Here is a 25,321-nt window from a genome sequence, read left to right on the forward strand (position 1 = left end):
GCGCGAGGCGAGAATGCGCCCCGCGCGTCCGAGCTGTGTCATCCGCGCGCCGGGACGGTCACCCGCCCGCGGCGTCGGTCCGGCAACGCTTGAAACAACTGGCCGACATCGAGCACGGGCAGCGCCGTGCCGGACGATGGCCGCGTCCATGGAGGAAACGGCCCGCGGCGCGGAAAGTTCAGCGGGCGAGCCGCGCAGGATGATTCCCGTTGCCGTTCACGCCGGGCGTGATGTCGGCGAAGTGCAGGTCCAGACCCGATGTCTCGCGCTGGCCCAGATGCGGCCGGTGCAGCCGCGGAGCCGCGGCGGGCGAACCCGGTCGCAACGTCACTGGCTTTTCTGACGCGGCGGTGACAGGGGCCGGCACCGGCGATTCGTCCGGAGCTGGCGCGGCGTGGACCGCGGCCCCGATAAGCTTGGCCTGATGCGACGCCACGCCGGCGCCGCCGACGAGCCGCCGCAGCTCGGCCACTGCCTGCTGCATCGACAGCGCCTGCGCGCTCAGCTCCTCGGCCGCCGCCGCGGTTTCCTCGGCGCTGCCGGCGTTGGCCTGGGTGACCTTGTCCATCTGCGCGACCGCAGAATTCACCTGGCCGATCCCCTGGCTCTGCTCCTGGGAAGCGGTGGCAATCTCCGCGACGATCCGGTCGACCTCCCGCGCGCGCTGCACGATTTCGCCGAGCGAATCGGCGACCTTCGCGCTGACGCGCACGCCGTGTTCGCTCTTGCGCGTGGAGTCCTCGATCTTCGCGGCGGTTTCGCGGGCCGACTGGGCGGCGCGCTGCGCGAGGTTGCGCACTTCGTCGGCGACGACCGCGAAGCCCATTCCGGCCTCGCCGGCACGCGCAGCCTCGACCGCCGCATTGAGCGCGAGGATGTTCGTCTGGAAGGCGATCTCGTCGATCGTCCGGATGATTTTCGAGATGTCGTCCGACGCCGCCTTGATCGCGCCCATCGCCGTCTTCAGTTCGGCGACGTCGCTGGCGCCGGTGTCGGCCGACGTGCGGGTCTGCCCCGCAATTTCCTTGGCCTGCCGCGCGCTGTCCGCGTTGCGACGGGTCATCGAAGCCATCTCTTCGAGCGACGAACTCGTCTCCTCGAGGCTCGCGGCCTGCTCGCTCGAACCGGCGGCCAACGACTGGCTCGCGGCCGACACCTGCCGCGCGGCGGCGGCGACCTGGCTGGCGCCCTCGTCGAGCGACAGCGCGAGGCTCCGCAGCACGCGCGACAGCGCCATGATCGTGGCCACGGCGAAACCGATGCCGACCACGATGATCGCGCCCGCCGTCACCATGGCGGTGAAGCTTGAGCGGCTCGCGGTCTGACTCGCCGTCTTCATGGCCTGATTGGTATCCCTCACCACCAGGGCGAACACCGCGTCGGCCTGCGCCTGGTATTTTAGGTAAGCGGGTCGCAGCAGCCGGGCGTTGGCCTCCTCGATTTCGGATCGCCGGCCCGCATCGACCAGCTTGAAGAGCTCGGCCCGCGCCGCCGCGTAGGCGTCGAGCAACTCGCGCAGGCTGACGAGCGCCGCGCGGTCGTCGGCGTCGGTGGTCAGCGCCTCGAGTTCCGCCAGTGCTTTCAGGCTCTCCTCCCGGCGCTGGGTGATCTCCTGCACGCAGCTGCGATACAACTCCGGCGACTCGGTGCCGATCGCGCGCAGGACGAGCGTCTGGATCTCGCCGACGTTGGCCTTGTAGGCCGCAACGCGTTCCATCCGCGGCAAGGCGTCGGCGTGGACGTAGTTGATCTGGGTCGTCACCGACCGCAGGGCGATGATCGACGACGCGGCTTGAAACGCGGCGAGCACGAGCAGCGCGGCGAAGGCGACGGAAATACGTTTTTTGATGGTCCAGGATTTCATGTCAAAGAGCGGGCAAGAGGGGTGACGGCGGCTGCGGCCGCGGGGAGGATCGTCTGCATCGCGTCGGGAGCGACCACGCGGTCGAGATCGAGGAGGATCTTCACGGCGCCCTTCACGCGCGCGAGCCCGAGCAGGTATTCGGTGGCGATCACGGCGCCAAACTCGGGCGTAGGCTCGATGTCGTCCGCCGCCAGATTGGTGACCTCCTCGACGTTATCGACGACCAGTCCCAGCAGGACGTCGCGGCCGCCCGGCCGGACCTGCACGACGACGATGCATGTGCGATCGGCGAACACGGCCGGCAGGTTGAACTTCGTGCGCAGGTCGATGACCGGGATCACCCGGCCGCGCAGATTGATGACGCCGCGGACGTAGTCCGGCAGCTGCGGCACGGCGGTGATTTTTTGCAGTCGGATGATCTCGCGCACGCGGCTGACGACGATGCCGTAGCTTTCGTCGGCGAGCGTAACCATGAGATACTTCGTCGTCGTGCCGACGGAGGGAGATGAAAGTGGAGGAGCCATGGGGCGGTTTAGTCGGCCCAGTCTATCCGAAACCGCCGTTTGGATCGCGGGAGCAGAACTACTCACCGGGGCGCAGGAGCTTCCTCAGTCCGCGATCGCTTCGCCTTACCTCTTCGAAAAACCGGGGGTTTGGACAGCCTCTACGCTGCCGCGCCGCTCACGCCGGCCGCGGTTGCCCCACGAGCTCGAGTTCGCGGAAAAGTGCGGCCCGCTCGATCGGTTTCTCCACAAAGGCGTCGAAGCCTGCGGCCGCGCATTCGGCCCAGCATTCCGACCGCCGGTGGGCGGACACGGCGAGCAGCCGGCACGGCGAACGCCCTGCGGCCGGATCCGCGCGCCATTGCCGCACCACCGCGAACCCGTCGAGGTCCGGCATGTCGAGGTCAATCAGGGCCGCGTCAAACTGCGCGCCGCGCAGCCGGTCGAGCGCGGCCGCGCCTGTATCCACCATTTCGAGCTGTGCACATCGCGTCTCCAGCATCAGCCGAAGCACCTCCTGGTTGGCGAAATTGTCATCGGCCACGAGCAGCCGCCAACCGCCGCGAGTGCCTGCAGCGAGCGCAGGTTTCGGCGGCGCCGGCCGGTCCGCCGGGCCAGGCGGGTTCAGCGGTTCGACGTCGAGTTCGAAGAAGAATTCCGCGCCGCGGCCCACCTCGCTGCGCACCTGCAATTCGCCGCCGAGCAGCTCCACCAGCTGGCGACTGATCATGAGACCGAGGCCCGAACCGGGCACGGGGCTGCTCGCCACGTCGGGCAACTGCGTGAACGGCTGAAACAGCCGCGCGCGGGCCTCCGGTGGAATGCCCGGCCCCGTGTCGCTTACGGCGAACCGCAGCCGGAGCCCGCGACTTCCGGCGCTGGTGCGATCGATCTTCAGCCGCACCCCACCCTCCCGCGTGAACTTCAGTGCGTTGCCGAGCAGGTTGACCAGCACCTGCGTGAGCTTGGCCGCGTCGGCCCGGATCCACGTCGGTACGCCCGGGCCAACTTCCCAGCCCAACGCCAAGCCCTGCCGTCGGGCGAGCACGGCCAGCAGCCCGACGGTTTCGCGACGCAACGCGGCGAGCGAGGTCGGAGCGAGCCGGAGCTCGAGCCGGCCCGCTTCCGCGCGCGAGAGATCGAGCAGGTCGTTGACGACGCCGAGCAGGCGTTCGCCGGCCCCGCGGATCAGCTCCAACCGTTCGCGCGCCACCGCGGCATCGCTCGCCGGCGGCTCGGCGTCGGTGAGCCCGAGGATCGCGTTGAGCGGCGTGCGGATCTCGTGGCTCGCCATGGCGATGAACTCGCTCTTGGCGCGGCTGGCGGCCTCGGCCTGCCGCCGGGCGGCCTCCGCCTCCGCCGTACGCTCCTCGACGCGGCGGTCGAGCTCGGCGTTGGCCTGCCGGAGTTCCGCGTGAGAGGCGCCGAGCCGTCGCGCCAGCCGATTGAAGGCGTCGAACACCAGCGCGATCTCGCGCGGCAGCGGGCCCGGGGGCCGGGCGATTTCGGCTGCATGGCCCTCGTGCGCCTGCGCCTCGGCTCCATGCGCGAACGCCTCGAGCGGTTCCGCGAGCCGCCGCCGCGCCGCCCGCGCCACCAGCAACGCCCCGCCGAGCACCCCCGCAAAAATCACCCCGATCAATGCATAGTTCTGCCGCAGCTGCGGCCAGGGCGCCAGCACCGGCCATTGCGCTATCACGACCATGCCGAACGGCTCGCAACGCGCCGCATAGCTGTGCACCCGCCGCATCCGCCGTCCGGGGGCGGCGACGTCGTGGGCCAACGGTTCCGTTGTCGGATGCGTCAGCAGCGCGTGCAGCGCCGTGCCGCGCAAATTCTCCATCGGCCGCAGTCCGGTCGCCGCGTCCGCGTAGATCACCCGCCCGGTTGCATCGGCCAGGATCATCTGCGCCTCCGGCTCGCGGGTCTCGAGCGCCATCCGGCCGAACCGCTCGATCTCGAGCGACCCCTGCACGATGCCCGCGAACCTGCCGTCGGCGTCGTGTAACGGCACGCTCAGCGCGACCAGCAGGTCGTGCCCGAACCCGCGCCCGCGAAACACGCCGGAGACGAACGGCCGGTCGTGCTCCCGCGCCACACGAAAGTAGTCGCGGTCCGCCACGCTGCTGCCGCGCAGCCGCGGAAGCGCGTCCGCGGGCGCCGTCCGCACGATCCGGCCTGCGGCGTCGGCGACGAGCAGCGTGATCAGCGCCGGATGCGCGCGCCGCAGCTCTTCCATCAACCGCGCGCCTTGCGCCGGGTCCTGTTCGATCACACGCGCGGCACTGATCAGCGCCGCTTGATGCAGCGTTAAAAACACCTCCACCTGACGACTCGCCGCCCGGGTCACGTGCAGCATCCGCGTCCGCTCCTCGGTGGTGGCGACCTGCTGCGCGAGCAGGGAGAAACCGAGTCCGACCAGCGCGAGCGGCACCGCGGTGAGCACCACGAGCGAGTTGAACACTCCCTCCCGCAGCCCCTGCGGTTTGTCCGCGGTCCCCCCGAAGGCGCGACGGAGCTGCACGATGAACCAGCCCGTGCCCGCCGCGGCCAGCTGCGTGACCGCCTGTTTGGCGACGACGGTCCACGCGAGTTCCGCGGGCAACCGCGCCACGTGGCAGAACATCACCCACGCCAGCGGCCAGCCGGCCAGGAGCCAAAAGGCCGCGTCCGCCAGCACGAGGTTCCGCCGCAGCCGGCCCACCGCCACTGTCAGCCACGCCGCCTCCGCGATGCCGAGCAGCAGCGCGAACGGATGGCCGAGCATCGGCACGGTGGGAGCGAACGCGAGTGCGGCCGCGAGTCCGCCCCATGGCGCGGGCAACACCAGCAGGCAGGGCATCGTCACAAACGCACCCAGGAACACGCGGGCGCCCGCGACCACCTCGAGTTTCAGCAGGTTCAGCCCGAGCGCGAGCAGCACCGCCGCCAGAACCCAGCCTGGACGCGGCAGCGACGGCAACGCTCGCCTGCACCAGCCGGCGTTCATGCTCTCGGGACGGGCGGCGGCGGCAACTGGACGTAAAACGTCGCTCCGGCGCCCTTCTCCCCTTCCGCCCAGATCCGACCGCGGTGTGCGCGCAGCATCCGCGCCACGAGCGCCAACCCGAGGCCAAGCCCGTCGCTTTGCTCGGCGCCGGGCAGCCGGGAAAACTCCTGAAACAGTTTGTCCGCCTCGCGCGAGTCGAAGCCGACGCCGTTGTCCCGCACGAAGAGCACCGGCCCTTCGGGGGTGATTCGGCCGCCGATCTCGATCTTGGGCTGCGCCACGCTCGCCGAATACTTCATCGCATTCGTGAGCAGGTTGTAGAACACGCGCTCGATCAGGACGGCGCTGACCCCGACGGGCGGCAGCGGGCCGATGACAAACTCCGGCTCCGGCTGCGGGTGCAACCCGCGCAGGTGCCCGGTCAGCCGGACGATCACAGGTTGCGGGTCCACGGGACGGTCGGGTTCGGCGCCCTGGCCCTCGTGGGCGTCCTTCGCCAGCTGCAGGATGTTCTGCACGAGATCCTGCATCACCAGCGTGGCGTTGTAGGCCGGCGTGACCAGCTGCGCCGCCTCCGGCGGGAGCGGCACCACGCCTTCGACCAGCATCGACAGATAGCCTTTCACGACTGTCAGCGGCGAGCGCAGGTCATGCGAAACGAAGCTGGCATAGGACATCAGCAGCTCGTTGGCCTCCTCGAGCTGACGCGTGCGCTCGCGCACCATCGTGTCGAGTTCCGCGTTCATCTGGCGCAGCGATTCGCGGGCGTTCACCTCGTTGGTCACGTCATCGAGCACGAGCATGACGCGCCGCGCGCCGTCCTCCGGCACCACGGCCACCCGCAGGGACATCACATACCCGCCCTCCGGCCCGCTCCGCCGCACTTCGGCCGGCGGAGGTGTTTCGCCGTGCAGCACGGCACGAATCGCGCTCCGCACCGCCTCGGCCGACGCCGGGTCAAACCGGCCGCAGATCGGGCAGCCGTCATTCTGCGCCCCGGCTTCCATGCCGAGCAAGCCGCGGGCGCCGGGATTGGCCGCGCACACCCGGCCCTGCTCGTCGACCACCACGATGGCCGCCGGCGCGAGTTCGAACAGCCGCTCAAATCGCGCGCTCTGCTCCGCGATCGTGCGGAACCGGTTCAGCGACGCCACCGTGCGCACCCGCGCCCGCAGCTCCTCACTGGGACACGGCTTGCTCAAAAAATCGTCCGCACCCGCGCGCAGGCCCTCGAGCCGCGACTTCTCGTCGAGCAACGCCGTGATCAGGATGATGGGCATCCGGCCGATCTCCGCATCGCGGCGCACGCGGCGGCACACCTCGAAGCCGTTCACCTCGGGCATCATCACGTCCAGCAGCATCAGATCCGGCCGCAAACGCCGCGCCTGCTCGCATGCCTCGAGTCCGTTGTGGGCGAAGTGGAGCTCATAGCCGTCCCGCTGGAGGATCGCTTCAAGCGTGATCTGGTTCAACGGATCGTCATCCGCGATCAGGATACGTGCGTTCATGGCAGCAGGCCGGTGAGGGCGTGGATCTGCCGCGCGAGTTCGCGCAGCGAGATGGGTTTGGCGAGAAAAGCATCGGCGCCCACGGCGCGGCAGCGCTGCGCATCTTCCGGCGCCGCGAAGGCGGTGACGGCGAGGATCGGCAGCGCGCGGGTCGCCGGCGCCGCGCGGAGCCGCGCGATCAGCTCGAGCCCGCTCATGCCCGGCAGTCCCATGTCCACCACCGCGAGCGCCAGCGGTCCGCTCGCGGCGAGCGGCAGCGCCGCTTCGGCGTGCTCGGCATGCAGAACCTCGACGTGATGCCGTTGCAGGTAGTCGCCGATCAGCGTGTGCTGGTGGGCGTCGTCATCGACCAGCAGCACGGCCCGCGGCCGGTCGGGGCCGGTCGGCGACCGCCGCAGCCCGTGCGCCCGCACCGCCGGCGGCAGATCGAGACTGAACGTGCTGCCCTGCCCCGGCGCACTGCTCACCGCCACGCGACCGCCATGCAGCCGCGCGATGCGCTCGACCAGCGCCAGGCCCACGCCCGTCCCCCCATGCGGCCGCGACAGCGATCCGTCGATTTGGGAGAACGGCCGGAAGAGCCGGGCGTGTTTTTCCGGCGCGATGCCGATCCCGGAATCGCGCACGGCCACGCGCACCCCGCCCGCCGGTGTCGGCTCGACCGTCAAATCGACGGCGCCCCCCGCGGGGGTGAACTTCAGCGCGTTGCTCAGCAGATTGGACAGCGCCTGGCGGATCAACCGCTCGTCGGCGTGGACGAGCAGCGGCGCGTCCGGCCGGTGCGTGGCCGTGGTGAGTCCCTTGCCCTGCGCCTCGTAGCGCAGCGACTCGAGGAGCTCGGCCGCGGCCGCGGCGAGATCGAACAACGCCGGCTCCGGCATCGTCCGGCCGGCTTCGATGCGCGCGAGGTCGAGGATGTCGTTGATCTGGGCGAGCAGCTGCCGGCCGCTGGTATGAATGATCTCGAGGTAGCGGCGCACCCGTGCGGCCTCCATCGCCTCGCCGGCCTCCAGCAACGACTCGGCCAGCCCGATCACCGCGTTGAGCGGCGTGCGCAGCTCATGGCTCATCGTGGAAAGGAACTCGCTCTTCGCCTTGCTCGCGGCTTCCGCCGCGGTGCGCGCGGCGATCAATTCCGCCTCGGCCCTCTTCGCCGCCGTGACGTCGGTCAGCGTGCCCGTGACGCCGGTCACCCGGCCGTCTTCGCCGCGCTGGGCGCGGGCGGAGACCAGCATCCAACGGCAGCCGCCGTCGCGCTGGTGAAAACGCACCTCGCCGCGAAACGACTGCTGCCGGCCGGTGACCACTTGTTTCCAACTGCGCAGCACCAGCCCGCGATCGGAGGGCTGCACGTAGCGCACCGCGGGCTGACCGAGGCATTCCCCCGCCGTCCACCCGAGCCGCTGCTGCCACGCCGGGCTCAAAAAGGTCCAGCAGCCGCGGTCGTCGAAGCGGAAAACGACGTCGTCGAGGCTGGCGATCAGCTGCTCATGGTCGGCCAGCACCTCGTCGCGCCGCCGGCGGTAGTTCATCCGGTCGATCGCGCCCGCCAGCACCCGCGCGGTGATGCGCAGGCATTCGATCGCGCCCCGCGTCCACTTGATCCGGCCACTGCAATCGTCGAAACCGATGAAGCCCCAGAGCGCGCGGTCGATCTGCACCGGCATCACGACGAGGGATACGATCGATTGGGCCTCGAGAAACTGCCGTTCCGCCGCGGGAAACCCGCTCACTTCGCCGAACACCGGCTGGTCGGCCGTGAACCGCTGCAGCCACCGGCCATAGCCGGCCTCGGCCAGCGGCAGATCCTGCAGGTCGGGGTTGTTGATCTGCGGCGTCACGCCCGGTGCACACCATTCATGCCGCTGCGAGCACAGCGCGCGCCCATCGGCTTCGCGCCGTATCTCGAAAACGTAAACGCGATCCACTTCGGCCGCCTCGCCCAGCACGCGCAGCGCCGCGCGAAACGACGCGGCGTCCGTCCCCCCCACGAGCGTCGCCGCGGCGAGGCTGGTCGCCGTCAGCAAGCGATCGCGGAGTTGCGCGCCCTCCGCCACTGGCAACGACTCAAGCGACGACGGCACAGCGGGCCGCCTCCGACACGGCGGTAAACGACCACGGCGGGCGGACACGGGGGAACGGACCCGAGCGCGCGACGATTTTCCCCAGCGTGATCCGGCTGGGTTCGTCGTCGGCGATGATCAGGAGTTTCGCGGGAGCGGCCGTCATGCGCCCGGCTCCTTGCCGCCTGGCACTTCCACCAGCCCGAGTCGGGCCGCATGCAGCGTCAGCTGCGCCACGGAGCGCAGGCCCGTCCGGCGCGTGATGCTCGCGCGATGGTTCTCGACCGTGCGCACGCTCAGGCCGAGCCGCTGCGCGATCTCCTTGGACGAAAGCCCCTCCGCGACGAAGCGCAGCACGTCGCGTTCACGGGTGGAGATATCCAGTTTGGAATCGATCCGCTCTGGATGGCCAGCCATCCGCCGCACAGCGCGCGCGACGGCGGGGCCGATGTAGGTCTGGCCCTCGGCGACGGCATTCAATGCGGCGGTGAATTCGGAAAAACTCGCCGTCTTCTCGACGTAGCCGCGCGCGCCGGCGGAAAGCGCCTCGCGCACCGCCAGTTCGGTGGTGTTGGCCGAAAAGACGAGCACTTGCGGCGGCGGATCGCTGCGCACCTGCCGGAGAAACTCGAGCCCGAGTCCCTCGAGCAACATCCAGTCGAGTACCACCACCTGGGGGCGGGTGGCATCGGCGACCCGCAACGCCTCCTCGACGCTCCCGGCCTCACCGACGACGGTAAACCGCGGCATCGCGGCCACAAACGTCACCAGCATCTGACGAATCGCCGTCTGGTCTTCGACGACCATGACGCCGATCTTCGCGCCAGGAGCAGAGTGAGGAGAGGACATGCCACCAGTATACGGTTCGCCCCTGCCCGAGTTAATGAGTAGTTCTCGTCAATCGCGGCGCTCCCTCCTCCCCCCGACGGCCGACGCGGCCCAAGCCGTTGACTTGCCGCATCCGGCGGCCAACAAGCACCCCATGCAACAGCACCTGGTGGTTCTCAGCGGCGCGGGCATGAGCGCCGAGAGCGGGATCCCGACCTTCCGCGGCGCCAACGGGCTCTGGGAAAACCATCGGATCGAGGACGTTGCCAGCCCCGCAGGCTGGGCGCGCGATCGCGCCACGGTGCTGCGATTCTACAACGAACGTCGCAAGAAGATGTGGGCGTGCGAGCCGAACGCCGGCCACCGCGGGCTCGCGGCCCTCGAGCAGGATTTTCGGGTTTCGATTGTCACTCAGAACATTGACAACCTGCACGAGCGCGCCGGCAGCACCCGCGTACTGCACCTGCACGGGGAGCTCACGAAGTCCCGCAGCACGGTTGACCCGTCGCTCGTCTACGACATCGAGGGCTGGGAACTGAAACTCGGCGACCGCTGTGCGAAAGGCTCGCAACTGCGACCGCACATCGTGTGGTTCGGGGAGGACGTGCCGTTACTCGGCGCCGCGGCGGAGATCGTGAGCTCCGCGGATATTCTCGTGGTGATCGGCACGTCGCTGCAGGTCTATCCGGCGGCATCGCTGATCGATTACGCGCCGGATCACGCGCGCGTGTTCCTGATCGATCCGCATCCGGCGCCGGTCGCGCCGCGCGTGGTCGTCATTCCGGCGGGCGCAAGCGAAGGCGTGACGCGGCTGCGGCAGGAATTGCTGCCGTAGGCTCGTGGCACGGGCGAGACGCCCGCGCTCCTACGCAAGCGTCGTTCGTTTCTGTCTCTCAACTCTCAGCTCTCAACCCTCAACTCCCTACCCTCAACTCTCAACTCTGGACGCTCAGCTCTCCGCGCTTGGCCCGGAGCTGTCCGCAGGCGGCGTCGATGTCAGGGCCGCGCGAGCGGCGCAGGTGCGTGACCACGCCGCGCGCACGCAGCTCGGCCAAAAACTGCGCCGCCGCCTCGTCGCCACTCGGCTCGTAGCGCACGCCGCGCAGGCTCAATCCGGTCGGATTGTAGTGCAGCAGGTTCACGTGCATCCGCCGCGATCCGATCACCGCGGCCAGCATGCGCGCATGCGCCGCGGAATCGTTCACGCCCTTGAGCAAACAATATTGGATGATCACGGGCCGGCCGCGACTCGCTTGGAACCGGTCAACCGCTGCAAGGATGTCGGCGATGGCGAACCGCCGGCCGGCGGGCAGCAGCGCGGCGCGCGTGGCATCGTCCGGCGCGTGCAGCGACACCGCGAGATTGATCCCCAGATCGGCCGCGGTCAGCGCGTCGATGCCTGGCACGAGCCCGACGGTGGAGACGGTGACCTGCCGCCAGCCGAGCCCACCATAGGTGTTGTCGGCGATTCGCCGCACCGCCGTGAGCACGGCGTCGAGATTCAGCAGCGGCTCGCCCATGCCCATGAACACGACGGTTTGCAGCTTCCGCCCGGCGCTGGCCGCCTCGCGTCGCAGCGCGAGAAACTGCTCGACCATTTCGCCCGCGGTGAGGTTGCGCTCGAAACCCGATTGCGCGGTCGCGCAGAAATCGCAGCCCATGGCGCATCCGACCTGCGAAGACAGGCAACCGGCCGCCCGATCGGCGCGGTAGTCCGGCATCAACACCGCTTCCACCGTGCGCCCGTCGGCGAGCCGTAGCAGCAGCTTCGTCGTGCCGTCGGCCGCCACCTGCCGCGCGGCCAGCGCGGTGCCGCCCGGTGCAAACTCGATCCGCAGCCGCTCGAGCAAGCCCGCCGGCCAGGGCCGGCCGGCCTCCGTCAGCTCACCGCACCGCGCATAGTACTCCCGCAGCACCCGCCCGGCGTGGCTTCGCTTGTAGCCCCACTGCGCCAGCACCGACGCCAGATCGTCGACGGACAGCTCGGCAAGGGAGGGACGCATCCGATGACTTGACCGCGGCCCGCGGGCATTGGCAACTCGCGAGCGAGGAGCGGCGCGTTAAGCGCGATGGCCACCGCGGCACGCTCGCGCCGGTGATTGTCACTTTCCCGAGAAATTTTCCGAGCATCGGGCCATCGGCCTTGCGCCGGAGAATTTCTTAATCTCCCATGAGGTATCCAGCCACTCCGTTCGAGCCTCCGCGATGCCGGCGATTTCGCCCGCTGCGGACCGGCGTGGTCCCATCTGCCGCGCGCGTGGTGCGCGGCGCCTAACGCAATCGATCAAACCCTGGAGAACCATGCTTGCCACCGCCCGCATCAAAGCCCGTCCGTTCCGTGTCTATCAGCGCGCCGATCTGCCGCGCATCCCGCAGTTGCAGCGCCTGCCGGCGGACACGTTGCTGGCGATGCGAGCCGTGGCCGCCGTGCTGCCGTTTCGCGTCAACCAGTACGTCGTGGAGGAGCTGATCGACTGGAACAACCTCCCGGCCGATCCGATGTTTCAGCTCACGTTTCCCCAGCCCGGCATGCTGGCGGAAGCGGATCTGGCGAAGATGATGCGGCTGCTGGCGGACGGGGCCGACCAGCCGACGATCGAGCGCGCCGCGCGGCAGATCCAGCGCCGGCTCAACCCGCATCCCGCGGGCCAGATGGAGCTCAACGTGCCGTACTTCGACGGGCAACCGCTGTCCGGGATGCAGCACAAATACCGCGATACGGTGCTGTTTTTCCCGAGCCCCGGTCAGACCTGCCACACCTACTGCACCTACTGTTTTCGCTGGCCGCAGTTCGTCGGGCTCGACGAGTTGAAGTTTGCGAGCCGGCAGGCCGAGTCACTCGTGGCGTACCTGAAGGAGCATCCGGAAGTGAGCAATGTTCTCTTCACCGGCGGCGATCCGCTCGTGATGCGCACGGCGGTGCTGCGGCGCTACATCGAGCCGCTGCTCAGCCCGGAGCTGGAGCACATTTCCGCGATCCGGATCGGCACCAAGTCGCCGGCCTGGTGGCCGTATCGCTTCGTCAACGAGCCGGATTCCGATGATCTGCTGCGGCTGTTCGACCAAGTGCGTGCCGCCGGCCGGCACATGGCAATCATGGCGCACTACAGCCGGCCGCGGGAGTTGCAGACGCCCGTCGCGCAGGCGGCGTTGCGGCGGATCAAGAGCACGGGCGCCATCGTACGCTGCCAGGCCCCGCTCATCCGCCACGTGAACGACGATGCCGACACCTGGGCGGATCTGTGGCGGCTGCAAGTCCGGCTGGGTGCCGTGCCCTACTACATGTTCGTCGAGCGTGATACCGGACCCAAGGGCTACTTCGAGGTCCCGCTGGCGCGGTGCTATGAGATTTTCCAGAAGGCCTACCGCCGCGTGTCGGGGCTTGAGCGTACCGTGCGGGGTCCGTCCATGTCGGCCACGCCGGGCAAGGTGATCATCGACGGCGTGACGGAGCTCCAGGGTGAAAAGGTGTTTTCGCTGCGGTTCGTGCAGGCGCGCGAACCGGACTGGGTGCGCCGGCCATTCTTCGCGAAATTCGATCCGGAAGCCACCTGGCTCGATCAGCTGCGGCCCGCCTTTGGCGAACGCGAGTTCTTCTTCCAGCGCGCGCTGCGCGAGGTGAAGCACTCGCATCAGCAACCGGCGTTCGGACATCGGATCGCGCCGCGACGCAAGCTCGCGGTCTTCGGTCATGTCGAGTGGGAATAGGCTCGCGCGGTGAGCGGACGCCCCGCCCTGGGCGAGGCCGATAGCGGCTACGTCATTGTCTCGAACGCCCTAACCTGGAAATTTCCCGCGCTCGTGACCGCCATCGTGGATCCCACCGTCTAGGCGCGGCGCGACGCCAGCGCCGCGGGAATCCCCGGACGCTGGCCGGTGCCGGACCAGACCAGCGCGCTCCACAGCCCGTGTGTGCTGGTCGGATACTCCAGCAGCGCCTGCCGGCCCCAGCGGTCGCGCCACGCACAGAGCGCGGCTAACTGCACCACAAAGCCGACGCCCGTGCCCGCGAGCGCCGTATACGTGTCCGATTGGGCCACCGCCGCGGGCGGTGCGACACTGACCAGCGCGCGATGCACGCCGACGCGGTGAAGCAGCGCGTGCACTCGCTCGTCGAGCTGCCAGAGACGCAACAGCGAGCGCATGGGACGGGCTTCGTTGAAGCGGGTCGCGAGCGTGACTTCGGCCAGGGCTTCGTCGGCGGCGGTGGCCTGCAAGATGCGGTGAGTCGGGGACGAGGACGCGGCGGGTAACATGGGGCGGCGGGATTCACCCCGCCCGCCAAAGTCGGCGGACGGTCGCCCCTGGACCGACCCCAGACACGCCGGTTCGGGCGCGCCGCCCCCTTAGTAGGCGCACGAAACCGCGGCAGAAGTACGGCTGCACGCGGGCCACACGGTCACGGACGCCGCACGCAACCGCCCTACGCAGATCGCGCAGACCAACGGGCCGAGAAGGGGGACGCGAGGCTCGCCTCGCGCCCTGGCGTGCACCGGTCCGCAGCCTGCTCAGGGCTCCATCGGCCGGATCGAGCCGTCGGCCTCGTAGAACAGTTCCTGCACCTTGACGGAGCGCTTGTAGGAAATGCCTCCGGAGAGCGACGCATCGTGGTAGTAAAGCCACCAGCGGCCCTGGTGCTCGACGATCGAGTGATGCGTCGTCCAACCCAGCACCGGCGGCAGGAACCGGCCGCGGAACGTGAACGGTCCCAGCGGGCTCTTGCTCGTCGCGTAAACCAGGTTGTGGGTGTCACCGGTCGAATAGGAAAGATAGTAGGTGCCCTGGTAGAGGTGCATCCACGGTCCCTCGAAATAGCGGCGGGCTGTGTTCGAACCTTTCAGCGGCTGACCGCTGGCGTCGGTGATGACCAAATCCTGCGGTGGCGTGGCGAACTGCAGCATGTCGGGCGTGAGCTTCGCGATCTTCGGGCAGAGCGCGGGCCGGCTGTCGACCGGTTCCTTGGCGTCCTTGACGAACTTGCCCGTGGTCCAGCACTGCAGTTGTCCGCCCCAGAGGCCGCCGAATGCCAGGTAGAACTCGCCATCGGCCGCCTGGAACACGCAGGGATCGATGCTGAAGCTGCCCTTGATCGGCTGCGGCTCAGGCTTGAACGGCCCCTGCGGCTTCGTGGACGTGGCCACGCCGATCCGGAAGATGCCGTCCTTGTCGCGCGCCGGGAAATAGAGGTAGTACCGGCCGTTCCGAAAGGCGGCATCGGGTGCCCACATTTGCCGCGACGCCCAGGGCACATCCTTCACGTGCAGCACCTCGCCGTGATCCGTCACCGGTCCCTCCGGATGCTCCTGCGAGAACACGTGGTAGTCGGTCATGCCATACTGGTCACCCAAGTCATTCTCCGCCATGTCCTGCGGCAGGTCATGCGACGGGTAGATAAAAACCTTGCCGTCAAACACGTGGGCGGACGGATCGGCAGTGAAAAGGTGGCTGATCAACGGTTTCTTCGTGCTCATGAAAACTCTCAAAGGTTGAGACCAGAGGCCGATCGGCTCGGCGCAACCTGGAATGGGACACACTGCGGAAAGCACATCATGGGGTCCATGCGCAGGGCAGTCGAATCTTAGACTGACGGCGGCGCCCGGCGGAGCCGAGGCGCGACGCGACGGACCGTCCGACCGCCGGGGAGCGACCGCGGCGAGCGCGGAGCTGCCATTAGCGCACCGCCCGGCTGGATGCGGCTTCGCTAATCTCCACCGTGGCCCCAGGAAAATCCATTGTCCCGCGGCGGCGGCTGCGGCATTCGGATGCCTCCGCGTGCCCGCTGGCCGCGAGTTACCTCCCCATGAACGACGACTCCGCTTTTCCGACCGAGGTCAAATTTTTCAGCGGCGAAGAGATCCCGCTGGAGCTGCACAAGGTCCGCGTGGTGCAAAAGCTCCATCTGCGGCCGGTGGAGGAACGGCATCGGGCGATGGAGGCCGCCGGCTACAACACCTTCCTGCTGCACACCCGCGACCTGTTCCTCGACATGCTCACGGACAGCGGCACGAACGCGATGAGCGACCAGCAGATCGGCGCGATGATGGTCGCCGACGATGCCTATGCCGGCTCCGCGAGCTTCGCGCGGATGCAGGACGCGATCCGCGACGTGCTCGGGATGAAGTATGTGCTCCCGGTCCACCAAGGCCGCGCGGCCGAGAACGTGATCTCAAAAACGTTCATCAAGGCCGGCGACGTCGTCCCGATGAACTATCACTTCACGACGACCAAGGCGCACATCGACATCAACGGCGGGAAGGTTTTGGAGATCTACACCGACGAGGCGCTGAAGATCAAAAGCGCGCACCCGTTCAAGGGGAACCTCGATCTCAAGAAGCTCGAAGCCGTCATCGCGGAATACGGACCGGCGCGCATCCCCTACGTGCGCATGGAGGCGTCGACCAATCTCATCGGCGGCCAGCCGTTCTCGATGCAAAACCTGCGCGATGTCCGCGCCATGACGCGCCAGCACGGAATCATGCTCGTGCTCGACGTCTCGCTCGTCGGTGAAAACATCTGGTTCATCAAGCAGCGCGAGCCGGAGTTCAAGAACGCGAGCATCCGCGACATCCTGCTGGAGTTCTGCAGCCTCTCGGACCTGATCTATTTCTCCAGCCGCAAGGTCAGCTCGACCCGCGGCGGCGCGATCGCGACGAACCGGCAGGATTTGTTCAACCGGATGAAGGACCTCGTGCCGCTCTACGAAGGCTTCCTCACCTACGGCGGCATGTCGGTGCGCGAGATCGAAGCGATGGCCGTGGGCCTGCGCGAGACGATCGACGACACGATCATCAGCCAGTCGCCGAGCTTCATTAAATATCTGATCAACGATCTCGACAGCTCCGGGCTGCCGGTGGTCACGCCGGCAGGCGGGCTCGGCGCGCACATCGATGCGCGCGGATTCCTGCCGCACGTGCCGCAGACGGAGTATCCCGCCGGCGCGCTCGCCGCCGCGTTCTACATCGCCTCGGGCGTGCGCGGCATGGAGCGCGGCACGATCTCCAGCGTGCGCGACGAGAACGGCAACGACATCCTCGCCGACGTGGAGCTGCTCCGGCTCGCGATGCCGCGGCGCGTGTTCACGCTCTCGCAGGTCAAGTACGTGGCCGACCGGCTGAAATGGCTCTACGCCAACCGCGAGTTGATCGGCGGGCTGAAGTTCGTCGACGAGCCGAAGGTGCTGCGCTTCTTCCTCGGCCGGCTCACGGCCACCAGCGACTGGCCCGCGAAGCTCGTCGCCAAGTTCCGCCGCGATTTCGGCGAAAGCCTGTAGCCGCGACGCGTGCTTGCTGCGCCCTCGGCGTACCGGCGGCCTCCGGGGCTGCCGATGGAGCGCGCGCGACCCGGCAGGCAGCGACGCTGCCGCTAGCCGGGGCGCGGCTCTCTGCGCGCTCACCTGAGCGCGCCTTAGGAGAATTCTCCCACGGGAGGAGACCAGAAGCGCCCCGCTTCTTTGTCCGGCGGTCGCTGTCGCATTGACTCGCGACCGCGCGCGGGGCGTTCTGCCGCCGCGCTCGGATGATCCCCACCCTCACACCACACACCGCCGAGCGAGATCCCACCTGCTGAGCATCCGCCACGTCGCGTTCTGCTCGCAGAGAGGCGAACCGCCGCGGCCCACATCATGAGCTCCCTCGCCTGCCGGCCGCTGCGTGCGGCCCTTCTGTTCGCGGTCGCTGCGACCGCCGTCTCGGCCCAATCGTGGTCGACTCCGGCCCGGATCACCGCCGCCGGGCTGCCTGCCGGCTCGCGCTTTGGCGCGGCCGTCTCGCTCAGCGGCCACACACTCGTGCTCGGCGCGCCCGATGACTCGACGTCCACGCCGTATGCAGGTTCTGCTTACGTGTTTCTCCGCCAGGACGGCGTCTGGCGCCAGCAAGCGCGGCTGACCGGGCCGGCGACGGAAGGCTATCGTTCGTTCGGTGAAACCGTGGCCGTCGACGGCGACACGCTGGTGGTGGGCGCGCCCTTCGACGATCCTGACGGTTATGCTTCGGGGGCCGCTTACGTCTACGGCCGCTCCGGGACAAGCTGGCAGCTGCGCGCCGTGCTGCGCCCGGCGGATCCGGCGGAAGACAAGCAGTTCGGGCATGCCGTGGCGATCGACAACGACGTGATCGTCGTCGGCGCGTTTCTCGATAGCGACTACGCGCTCTACTCCGGCGCGGCGTACGTTTTCACTTCGGCCACGGGTCCGTGGACCCAGGTCGCCAAGCTCACCGCCAGCGATCCAAGCGAGGTCGCGTTCTTCGGTTCCGCCGTGGCGATTCAGGATCACACGATCGTGGTCGGCGCGCCCGTCGCGGAATCGGCTTACGTTTTCGGCCGGCGCTCGGGACGCTATGTGCAAGTGGCGCGACTGCGCTCGAACGACTATGATCCGGACGACACTTATGTCGCCTTCGGCGCCGCGGTATCGGTCGATGCGGGACGGATCGCCGTGGGTGCGCCGCTCGCGGCGTTCAACGGCGTGCAGTCTGGCGCCGCTTATGTGTTCGGCAAGAGCGGCAGCAACTGGGTGCAGCAGGCCCGGGTCCTCGCGCAAGGCGGGCAGCCCGAAACGGAGTTCGGCACCGCCGTCGCGCTGCGCCAAAACACGCTCGTCGTCGGCGCGCCTTACGAAGGCGATCAAAACCAGGGCGCGGTTTTCGTTTATCAACTCGTGAACGCGGAGTGGACGCAAAATGCGCGGTTGACCGCGCCGGCCAAGCCCGCCGTCGCGTTTCTCGGCATCAGCGTGGCCGCCGGTACGGACGGCGTCGTCGGTGGCGCGCCTGGGTATTCCTACGAAGGCGCGACGAGCGTGGTGGGCGCCGCGGAAGTTTTCGCTCCGCGCTGATCGCCGCCGCCGCAGGCGAGGCGGCCGCATTCCGGCTTTTCCCCCATTTCGCGGCGGCGCGCGCCGGGCGATAGTGCGCGTCCTTTCCGATCATGAATGCACATACCCTTTCCCGCAGCCTGGGTTTTTTCAGCCTCGGGCTCGGACTCGCCGAACTGCTCGCGCCCCGCAAAGTCGCCGCCGTCGCAGGCATCAACGATGACCACGACACGCTCATCCGCAGCCTGGGCGCCCGCGAGATCGCCAGCGGGCTCGCCATTCTCAGTGGCACGCGCACCAAGGAAGCCGTTTGGTCGCGCGTGCTCGGCGATGCCATCGATCTCGGCCTGCTGGCCGCGGCGCTGAACTCGCCGCGCACCGATCGCCGCCGGCTCACCGGCGCGCTGGGGCTGGTCGGTGCGGTCACCGCGCTGGACGTCTTCACGAGCGTGCGGCTCCAGCGCGGGCCGCAGATCGATCCCTCGTGGCGCTATACGCCGGCGCGCGGTCGCGCGGGAATCGATCTCGCTGCGCGCGGCAAACGCGGTTCGGCAATGCTCCAGGCCGCCAGCCCGGCTGCGACCGACACCCCGACCGGAAAACCGCTCGAGCTCGCGACCGAGCCGCAACAGGCCGAGTCCGCCTGACCGGCGGTTCGGCGTGCTTTCGCCCCTCTCCGGCTCCGGCCTGACCCATTTCGTCGCAGGCCGCGATCGCGTCGCCACGCGTTTACGGTTGCGCCGTGCGAACGGTCGCGCGCGCCGCGACTCCGTCAAACGGATCAACGGCGTGAGTCGGCACCGCGGCACAATCGATCCGGGCAAATTGTCTGTGGCGCTCCGCCCGGGGTCGCGCCACACTCCTGGCGAATGAGTCGAGAACTCCCCCGACCGGCCGGCGTGGCTGGCGTCACGCCCAACGATTCCCCGCGCGCCACCTCGACGCCGGCCTTCTTTCGCCACGCGTTTGACGCGGCTGGCGACGCGTTGCTGGTGGTGGACGCGGCTTCCGCCACCGTGGTCGCCGCGAATCGCGCCTGCACCGCCTTGCTGGGCACCGTGGAAACCGCGCTAGTGGGGCAGCCGCTCGTCGAACTCGCGCCATTTCGCGGCCAGACGGAATGGTGTGCCGGACTGCTCGGCCTGCCCGACGGCGGAGCGCTCGCCGATCGCATCGTGCACGTCGCGGATCCCGGCGGGCAGCAACGCACGCTGGAATTGGCCGGCCGCGGCTTCGCGCAGGGCGCGCGCGTCTTCGTGCAGGTGACCCTGCACGACGTCACCGCCGCGCGGATGCGCGAGCACCGGGCCGCGCAGGCCCGGAAGATGGAAGCGGTGCGACAGCTGGCGAGCGCCACCGCGCATGATTTCAACAACGTGCTCTCGTGCATCCGCGGCTACGTCTCGATCGCCCTCGAGACGGCGGGCGTCACGGGCGACATGCAGGAAATTTTGACGCGGGTGAAAGACGTGAGCCTGCGCGCGGGTGAGCTGTCGCAGCGGCTGCTCGATTTCAGTCGCCAGCGGAAGCTCACGCTGCAGTCGGTCGAGCTCGGCCGGTTCGTCGAGCACGTGGGCGAGGAAGTGCGAGCGACGCTGCCGCCGAGCGTCGCCCTGCAGCTGCATGCCGAGCGACCGATCGCCGTGCACGCGGATGAAACGACGCTGCGACTCGCCCTCACGCTGCTGCTGCGTAATGCCCGCGAAGCGCTGGACGATCATGGCGAAATCGCGTTGAGCGCCACGCGCTGGAGCCTGCCGCCGCCACTGGGCCAACCGCACCGCCCATCCGAAACGTACGCGCGGCTTAGCGTGCGGGACTCGGGTCGCGGCATGACGCCCGAAACGCAGGAGCGGCTGTTCGAGCCCGGGTTCACCACCAAAAAGTCGGGACGCAACACCGGCATGAGCCTGTCCACCGTCTATCGCATCGCCGTGCAACACGGCGGCTGGATGGAGGTGACCAGTGCACCCGGGCGCGGCTCGACGTTTTCCCTCATCCTGCCGCTGGCGACGCCGCCCGCGGTGTAGGAGGATGAAAGGTGAAGCCCACCGCGCCCCTCACGCGCCGGGATGGAGGGTTCCACCTGGGCGGTGACGCGGTTGGGCTCATGACGGATCCGGCGCCGCGTATCGCCGATCTTCGTCTCATCGTCGACCACCGGCAACCCCGGCCTTGCGCAATCGTCTAGCCGTGCAATCGCTCTCCCCATGTCACCCCGCTGGCTATCCTGCCTGATTCTCACCAGTGTCGTCACCTCAGGGTTGGTGCAGGCTGCACCGCCGCCGCGTGGCTGGCCCGCCGAGCCCTTTGCTCCGCTTACGCCGGAGCGGATTGCGGCCCTGCCGGCGGCCGAGCGCGCCGCGTGGGAAACGTATTGGCAGCAGTCGGAGCGGCTCGCGAGCGAGCTGCCCGCGCGGGCCCACGCCGACGCCTCGCCGCTGCAGCCAATGTCCGGTCCGCCGAAGGGCGGCATTCACAGCAAGGGCCTCCGGCTCGAAGCGCCAACAGCGTGGTATGCGACCGAAGAGGCGCGCGCGGTCGCCAACCGTGTGGTCGCCGGTCAGCTCGAGATCGGCGGCTGGCCGAAGGGCCGGGATTATTCCCGCGACCTCGATCCAGACCGGGCGCGTCCCGCCGGCTCGGACGGCGCCACGTTCGACAACAACGCGACGATTTCGGAGCTGCACTATCTCGCGGAGGCGATCACCGCGGCGCCCGGCGACCCACGCGCCACGAAGTGGAGCGCCGGGTTCGAGCGCGGCCTGCGCTACCTCTTCGCAGCGCAATATCCACATGGCGGATTCCCGCAGTATTATCCGTTAATCGGTGGTTATCACGACGGCGTGACGTTCAACGACGACGCGATGACCAACGTGCTCGAGCTGCTGCGCGATGTCGGCGCCGGTGCAGCGCCCTTTGCGTTCGTGCCGCCGGAACTGCGCCAGGCAAGCGCGGCGCGGTTCCAGCGCGGCGTCGCGTGCACGCTGGCCACGCAGCTGCGCGACGCGAACGGCCGCCGGACCGTCTGGTGCCAGCAGTATGATCCGCTCACCTTGCGGGCGGCCGCGGCGCGGAACTTCGAGCCGATCGCCGATGCATCGCGGGAGAGCGCGCGAGTCGTGCTCATGCTCATGCGCCTGCCCGATCCTTCGCCGGAGGTGCGGGAGGCGGTCGAGGGCGCGGTCGCCTGGTTCCGGCGGACCGCATTGCACGATTTGAAAGTCCGGCGCGCGCCGGGCGACACGCGCGGCGAGGCGATACCGGCGCCCGGTGCGCCGCCCCTCTGGGCGCGTTTCTACGAACCGGGCACCACGACCCCGATCTTTGGCGACCGCGATCGCACGATCCATTACGATCTCGCGGAAGTTTCGGCGGAGCGGATCGCCGGGTATACGTGGTATACGGACGCGCCCGCGAGCGTGTTGCGCCGTTATGAAAAGTGGCAGGCGCGACGCTGAACGACGTGCAGGCTGCAGGACCGACGCCGGCCTGCTCGTGCAGAATGCGGGAGTACGTCCGCGCGGCTGACCATCCCCGGCTGCGCTAGTCGCTGTACGCCCGCCGTTTTCGACGAGCCATGCGGTTCGGCATGACCGATGCGAGCGACAGGATACGCCTCGTGAATCCATCGGGCGCAATCTAGAATCGAGCCATGAAGATCCTCACCGCATTGCCGTTTTCCGCGCTCGCGCTCGTCGCTTTGGCGCTGCCTACCTCCGCTCAGATGACCGTTCCGTTAACCGCGGCGGAGCCGGCCACCCCCGCCAGCGAATTGGCCCGATCCCGTCCCGATCCCGCGGCCAACGCCTCGGCTGCGCTGAACAACGGCGGCAATCCCGCCGCGGCCATCGGCGCCGCGCACGCGGCCTCCCGCGCCACGATCAATCAAGCGCCGGTGATCACCGGTCGCGCCGGGACGATCGGCGCCAACGGCGAGTTGGGCAACGCCATCGCGGCGAGTTCCGTCAACGGAGTGGACACGGTTGGCACGCCGAATTCCGAATCGATCGGCATGCGCCGCGCGCGGTTCCGCGCCGCGAGTGCGGCGGGTTCACCCACGGCGTCCTCCGCGGGGACCGCCGGGACCGGGAGGACGGTGGCGCCCCTGACGCTGAGCGCGAGCAGCATTCGCACTTCGACCGTGGCGGAACGCGGCGCGCTGGTGATGCTGATCGAACAGCAGGTGCAGCTGAACACCCAGCTGCTCGCGACCGCCCATGCGCGGGTCGGCCACTCCGGTGTTTCCGCCGCGGGCGCCCTCGAGCAAGCACTCGAGTCGGCCCGCACGACCGAAAGCCAGCTCCACGAACGCCTGCAAGCGGCGCGCCGGGCGAGCGCGCTGGAGTGGAACGATGTGCGTACGGTGCTCGCCGCAGACTACGAAGCCTACGAGCGGGCCGTCGTCACCGTGCAGCGTCTCACTGGCGGCGCGCAGTGACGCGCGCGTTTTTCCGCGGCGCGCGGCGAGCAAAGGGGCTGCCGGTAGTTGGATTTAGGAGGGCTCGTTGAACCCGGCCCGGAGTCGTCGACCCCGGCTACACGCCGGAAGCCGCCCCCCCCGCTGCGCCGAACGGAGCGGCGACTTGCGCCGCTCTTCCCTGCCGCTCACGTTCCTGGCATGTCGCAGGCGCGCTACATCGAAGCGAAACAGAAGTGGGCGGAGAAACAGCAAGCACGAGGTTTCCGGCCGCGGGCCGTCGCCTCGTCCGACCGGTTGCCCCCCGGCCAGAAGCTGACCACGAGCTTCCCGGTTCTCGATCTCGGCGTGCAACCGGAAATCCCGCTTGCTGAATGGCGCCTCTCAGTGGGCGGACTCGTGGAGCGACCGACGACGCTCACTTGGGACGAGTTCAATGCGCTCCCGCAGGTGGAGGATACGAGCGATTTTCACTGTGTGACCACGTGGAGCCGCTACGACTGCCGGTGGAGCGGCGTCGCTTTCACCAAGCTCTACGAGTTGGCCCAGCCCAAACCGGAGGCGCGGTTCGTCTACTTCACCAGCTTCGACGGCTACTCGACGAACGTGCCCCTGGCCGCGTGCCTCGACGATGACGTGCTGGTCGCCACACGGTTTGACGGCGCGCCGCTGACGCGCGAGCACGGCGGACCGGCCCGCGTGATTATTCCAAAGCTCTACGCCTGGAAGGGCGCGAAGTTCGTCAGCAGCATCGCGTTCCTCGCCGACGACAAGCCGGGCTTCTGGGAGTTGCGCGGCTACTCCGACACCGCCGATCCGTGGAAAGAGGAACGCTATCAGGATCCGTCGAGTCCGCCCGTGCCGCTGTTTCCGAATCCGGAGGTCTAGGCCACGGGCGGACTCGCGAATCCGGCTGAACCGTTACGACTAACCGTTGGACAAACGCGCCGGCGCGCGGCAGCTTGCCGGGCCACGTATGGCTGACGAGAACAGGCGGCTCGCGAACCGGATCCTAATCGGACTTGGAATTGGCGCCGCCGCCGGCGCCGCGACGCTCGCGATCGGTGCGGCCTTTCCGCCTGTGCTGGCCGGAGCCCAGCAGATCGCGACCCACCTGCTCGATCCGTTGGGTCAGGTGTTTTTGCGGATGCTGTTCTTCGTGGTGATACCGCTGGTGTTTTCGTCGCTGGCGAACGGCGTGCTGCAGCTTGGCCGGCTCGACCGGCTGGGACCGCTGGCCGGCCGCACCTTCGCGCTCTTTTTCCTCAACATGTTCATCGGTGTCGGGCTCGGCTTGCTGATGATGAACGTGCTCCAGCCGGGCGATCATCTCGCCGCCGCCGCGAAGACCAAGCTGCTGGCGGAGTTCGGTGGCGTGGTGCAAGCAGCAGTGAGCACGCAAGCGCAGCAGCCCGCGTTCAGCTTGAGCACGCTTGTCGAGATGTTCATGCCGAAAAATCTTTTCGGCGCCTTCGTCGGCAGCAGCCGCGGCACCCTGGGCGACGTGCTGCCGCTCATCCTCTTCGCGATCCTGGTCGGCGCCGTGGGGACGCAGCTTGGCGCGGAAAAGCAGCAACGCCTCGGCCGCGGCCTCGAGTTGATCAGCGAACTCATGACGGGCATCGTCTACTTCGCGCTGCGCCTCGCGCCCTACGCCGTACCCGCGATGATCTACAGCGTGATCGTGAAGGTCGGCGTCGACATCCTGGTCGCGCTCGGCGTCTTCGTGCTCGGCTGCGGCGGCGTGATGGTGCTGCACCTGTTCGGGACCATGTCGGTGTTCCTGAAATTATGGAGCCAGCGCTCGCCGCTGAAGTTCTTCAAGGACATCGAAACCGTGCTGGTCACGGCGTTTTCCACCAGTTCGAGCAATGCCACGTTGCCGGCGTCGCTGCACAACGCGAAGACGACGCTCGGCGTCACGCCCTCCACCGCCGGGTTCGTGCTCCCGCTGGGCGCCACAATGAACATGAGCGGCACCGCGCTCTACGAAGGTTGCGTGGTGCTGTTCGTCGCGCAGGTTTTCGGCGTGCCGCTCGGCCTCGGCGCGCAGCTCACGCTGCTGGTCCTGAGCGTGTTCAGCGCCGTCGCGGTCGCCGGGATTCCCGGCGGCTCGCTGCCGCTGATCGCGGGGCTGCTGATTTCATTCGGCGTGCCGGCCGAGGGGATTGGCATTGTGATCGGCGTCGACCGGGTGTTGGACATGACCCGCACGATGACCAACGTCGGCTGCGATTTGGTGACGGCCGTGATCGTCGACGAAAGCGTGCGCCGATCCGAGCCGGTGGCGAGCCACGCCCAATAGAAAAGCGCCGGCTTGATGGCCGGCGC

20 protein-coding genes are annotated in these 25,321 nt (G+C 68.6%); 10 read left to right on the top strand and 10 right to left on the bottom strand.

Annotation, left to right across the window (positions count from 1 at the left end):
- Positions 1-178 precede the first annotated feature (178 nt).
- The 7 genes from OTER_RS23510 to OTER_RS01860 all read right to left on the bottom strand — a co-directional run bounded on the left by OTER_RS23510 (position 179) and on the right by OTER_RS01860 (position 9,776).
- Positions 179-1,864: a methyl-accepting chemotaxis protein gene (locus OTER_RS23510; RefSeq protein WP_012373192.1), complete on the bottom strand. Its 1,686-nt coding sequence runs from the start codon at positions 1,862-1,864 to the stop codon at positions 179-181.
- The gene (locus OTER_RS01840) at positions 1,861-2,388 is read right to left on the bottom strand and encodes a chemotaxis protein CheW (protein WP_012373193.1); all 528 of its coding nucleotides are present in this window, start codon (positions 2,386-2,388) and stop codon (positions 1,861-1,863) included. The genes OTER_RS23510 and OTER_RS01840 overlap by 4 nt, the downstream gene beginning before the upstream one ends.
- 157 nt (positions 2,389-2,545) lie before the next feature.
- Complete coding sequence (locus OTER_RS01845; RefSeq protein WP_012373194.1) at positions 2,546-5,356, bottom strand: hybrid sensor histidine kinase/response regulator; 2,811 nt, start codon at positions 5,354-5,356, stop codon at positions 2,546-2,548.
- Entirely contained in the window at positions 5,353-6,864 is a 1,512-nt protein-coding gene (locus OTER_RS01850; RefSeq protein WP_012373195.1) for a sensor histidine kinase, read from the bottom strand. The genes OTER_RS01845 and OTER_RS01850 overlap by 4 nt, the downstream gene beginning before the upstream one ends.
- Positions 6,861-8,948: a hybrid sensor histidine kinase/response regulator gene (locus OTER_RS23515; RefSeq protein ID WP_012373196.1), complete on the bottom strand. Its 2,088-nt coding sequence runs from the start codon at positions 8,946-8,948 to the stop codon at positions 6,861-6,863. Before OTER_RS23515 ends, OTER_RS01850 begins: the two co-directional genes overlap by 4 nt.
- Positions 8,932-9,093, bottom strand: coding sequence for a hypothetical protein (locus OTER_RS26060; RefSeq protein WP_012373197.1), 162 nt, complete (start codon positions 9,091-9,093; stop codon positions 8,932-8,934). Before OTER_RS26060 ends, OTER_RS23515 begins: the two co-directional genes overlap by 17 nt.
- Positions 9,090-9,776: a response regulator gene (locus tag OTER_RS01860; protein ID WP_044891480.1), complete on the bottom strand. Its 687-nt coding sequence runs from the start codon at positions 9,774-9,776 to the stop codon at positions 9,090-9,092. The genes OTER_RS26060 and OTER_RS01860 overlap by 4 nt, the downstream gene beginning before the upstream one ends.
- A gap of 133 nt (positions 9,777-9,909) precedes the next feature.
- On the opposite strand from OTER_RS01860, the gene OTER_RS01865 reads away from it, so the two are divergent.
- The gene (locus OTER_RS01865) at positions 9,910-10,590 is read left to right on the top strand and encodes an SIR2 family NAD-dependent protein deacylase (RefSeq protein WP_012373199.1); all 681 of its coding nucleotides are present in this window, start codon (positions 9,910-9,912) and stop codon (positions 10,588-10,590) included.
- 100 nt (positions 10,591-10,690) lie between these two features.
- On the opposite strand, the gene rlmN is transcribed toward OTER_RS01865, so the two are convergent.
- The gene (gene rlmN, locus OTER_RS01870) at positions 10,691-11,758 is read right to left on the bottom strand and encodes a dual-specificity RNA methyltransferase RlmN (protein ID WP_012373200.1); all 1,068 of its coding nucleotides are present in this window, start codon (positions 11,756-11,758) and stop codon (positions 10,691-10,693) included.
- Between the two features lie 298 nt (positions 11,759-12,056).
- Here rlmN and OTER_RS01875 point away from each other — a divergent pair, with 298 nt between their 5' ends.
- Positions 12,057-13,463 carry a KamA family radical SAM protein gene (locus OTER_RS01875; RefSeq protein ID WP_012373201.1) on the top strand — a complete coding sequence of 469 codons (1,407 nt, stop codon included), beginning with the start codon at positions 12,057-12,059 and terminating at the stop codon, positions 13,461-13,463.
- Positions 13,464-13,582: 119 nt separating this feature from the next.
- On the opposite strand, the gene OTER_RS01880 is transcribed toward OTER_RS01875, so the two are convergent.
- Positions 13,583-14,011: a hypothetical protein gene (locus OTER_RS01880; protein ID WP_012373202.1), complete on the bottom strand. Its 429-nt coding sequence runs from the start codon at positions 14,009-14,011 to the stop codon at positions 13,583-13,585.
- Between the two features lie 252 nt (positions 14,012-14,263).
- The gene (locus OTER_RS01885) at positions 14,264-15,226 is read right to left on the bottom strand and encodes a glycoside hydrolase family 43 protein (protein WP_012373203.1); all 963 of its coding nucleotides are present in this window, start codon (positions 15,224-15,226) and stop codon (positions 14,264-14,266) included.
- Between the two features lie 329 nt (positions 15,227-15,555).
- Between OTER_RS01885 and OTER_RS01890 the strand changes: the two genes are divergently transcribed.
- From OTER_RS01890 to OTER_RS01930, 8 genes are all read left to right on the top strand, one after another.
- Positions 15,556-17,025: a tryptophanase gene (locus tag OTER_RS01890; protein ID WP_012373204.1), complete on the top strand. Its 1,470-nt coding sequence runs from the start codon at positions 15,556-15,558 to the stop codon at positions 17,023-17,025.
- Positions 17,026-17,376: 351 nt separating this feature from the next.
- The gene (locus tag OTER_RS23520; protein ID WP_012373205.1) at positions 17,377-18,591 is read left to right on the top strand and encodes an FG-GAP repeat protein; all 1,215 of its coding nucleotides are present in this window, start codon (positions 17,377-17,379) and stop codon (positions 18,589-18,591) included.
- A gap of 92 nt (positions 18,592-18,683) precedes the next feature.
- Positions 18,684-19,217, top strand: a complete 534-nt coding sequence (locus OTER_RS01900) for a hypothetical protein (RefSeq protein WP_012373206.1) — start codon at positions 18,684-18,686, stop codon at positions 19,215-19,217.
- 222 nt (positions 19,218-19,439) lie between these two features.
- The gene (locus OTER_RS01910; protein ID WP_012373207.1) at positions 19,440-20,600 is read left to right on the top strand and encodes a two-component system sensor histidine kinase NtrB; all 1,161 of its coding nucleotides are present in this window, start codon (positions 19,440-19,442) and stop codon (positions 20,598-20,600) included.
- A 180-nt stretch (positions 20,601-20,780) separates the two neighbouring features.
- Positions 20,781-22,031: a pectate lyase gene (pelA, locus tag OTER_RS01915; RefSeq protein WP_012373208.1), complete on the top strand. Its 1,251-nt coding sequence runs from the start codon at positions 20,781-20,783 to the stop codon at positions 22,029-22,031.
- A gap of 194 nt (positions 22,032-22,225) precedes the next feature.
- Positions 22,226-23,011, top strand: a complete 786-nt coding sequence (locus tag OTER_RS01920; protein ID WP_012373209.1) for a hypothetical protein — start codon at positions 22,226-22,228, stop codon at positions 23,009-23,011.
- A 180-nt stretch (positions 23,012-23,191) separates the two neighbouring features.
- On the top strand, positions 23,192-23,878 hold the full coding sequence (locus OTER_RS01925; protein ID WP_012373210.1) for a sulfite oxidase-like oxidoreductase: 687 nt from the start codon (positions 23,192-23,194) through the stop codon (positions 23,876-23,878).
- A gap of 88 nt (positions 23,879-23,966) precedes the next feature.
- Complete coding sequence (locus OTER_RS01930; protein ID WP_012373211.1) at positions 23,967-25,295, top strand: dicarboxylate/amino acid:cation symporter; 1,329 nt, start codon at positions 23,967-23,969, stop codon at positions 25,293-25,295.
- Positions 25,296-25,321 lie beyond the last annotated feature (26 nt).

This window comes from Opitutus terrae PB90-1 (assembly GCF_000019965.1).
In the GTDB taxonomy this organism is placed as follows: domain Bacteria; phylum Verrucomicrobiota; class Verrucomicrobiia; order Opitutales; family Opitutaceae; genus Opitutus; species Opitutus terrae.

Bases quoted from the DNA above. Each gene is read 5' to 3' on its own strand.
- OTER_RS23510 (WP_012373192.1), bottom strand. From the start codon at position 1,864: ATGAAATCCTGGACCATCAAAAAACGTATTTCCGTCGCCTTCGCCGCG.
- OTER_RS01840 (WP_012373193.1), bottom strand. From the start codon at position 2,388: ATGGCTCCTCCACTTTCATCTCCCTCCGTCGGCACGACGACGAAGTAT.
- OTER_RS01845 (WP_012373194.1), bottom strand. From the start codon at position 5,356: ATGAACGCCGGCTGGTGCAGGCGAGCGTTGCCGTCGCTGCCGCGTCCA.
- OTER_RS01850 (WP_012373195.1), bottom strand. From the start codon at position 6,864: ATGAACGCACGTATCCTGATCGCGGATGACGATCCGTTGAACCAGATC.
- OTER_RS26060 (WP_012373197.1), bottom strand. From the start codon at position 9,093: ATGACGGCCGCTCCCGCGAAACTCCTGATCATCGCCGACGACGAACCC.
- OTER_RS01860 (WP_044891480.1), bottom strand. From the start codon at position 9,776: ATGTCCTCTCCTCACTCTGCTCCTGGCGCGAAGATCGGCGTCATGGTC.
- OTER_RS01865 (WP_012373199.1), top strand. From the start codon at position 9,910: ATGCAACAGCACCTGGTGGTTCTCAGCGGCGCGGGCATGAGCGCCGAG.
- rlmN (WP_012373200.1), bottom strand. From the start codon at position 11,758: ATGCGTCCCTCCCTTGCCGAGCTGTCCGTCGACGATCTGGCGTCGGTG.
- OTER_RS01875 (WP_012373201.1), top strand. From the start codon at position 12,057: ATGCTTGCCACCGCCCGCATCAAAGCCCGTCCGTTCCGTGTCTATCAG.
- OTER_RS01880 (WP_012373202.1), bottom strand. From the start codon at position 14,011: ATGTTACCCGCCGCGTCCTCGTCCCCGACTCACCGCATCTTGCAGGCC.
- OTER_RS01885 (WP_012373203.1), bottom strand. From the start codon at position 15,226: ATGAGCACGAAGAAACCGTTGATCAGCCACCTTTTCACTGCCGATCCG.
- OTER_RS01890 (WP_012373204.1), top strand. From the start codon at position 15,556: ATGAACGACGACTCCGCTTTTCCGACCGAGGTCAAATTTTTCAGCGGC.
- OTER_RS23520 (WP_012373205.1), top strand. From the start codon at position 17,377: ATGAGCTCCCTCGCCTGCCGGCCGCTGCGTGCGGCCCTTCTGTTCGCG.
- OTER_RS01900 (WP_012373206.1), top strand. From the start codon at position 18,684: ATGAATGCACATACCCTTTCCCGCAGCCTGGGTTTTTTCAGCCTCGGG.
- OTER_RS01910 (WP_012373207.1), top strand. From the start codon at position 19,440: ATGAGTCGAGAACTCCCCCGACCGGCCGGCGTGGCTGGCGTCACGCCC.
- pelA (WP_012373208.1), top strand. From the start codon at position 20,781: ATGTCACCCCGCTGGCTATCCTGCCTGATTCTCACCAGTGTCGTCACC.
- OTER_RS01920 (WP_012373209.1), top strand. From the start codon at position 22,226: ATGAAGATCCTCACCGCATTGCCGTTTTCCGCGCTCGCGCTCGTCGCT.
- OTER_RS01925 (WP_012373210.1), top strand. From the start codon at position 23,192: ATGTCGCAGGCGCGCTACATCGAAGCGAAACAGAAGTGGGCGGAGAAA.
- OTER_RS01930 (WP_012373211.1), top strand. From the start codon at position 23,967: ATGGCTGACGAGAACAGGCGGCTCGCGAACCGGATCCTAATCGGACTT.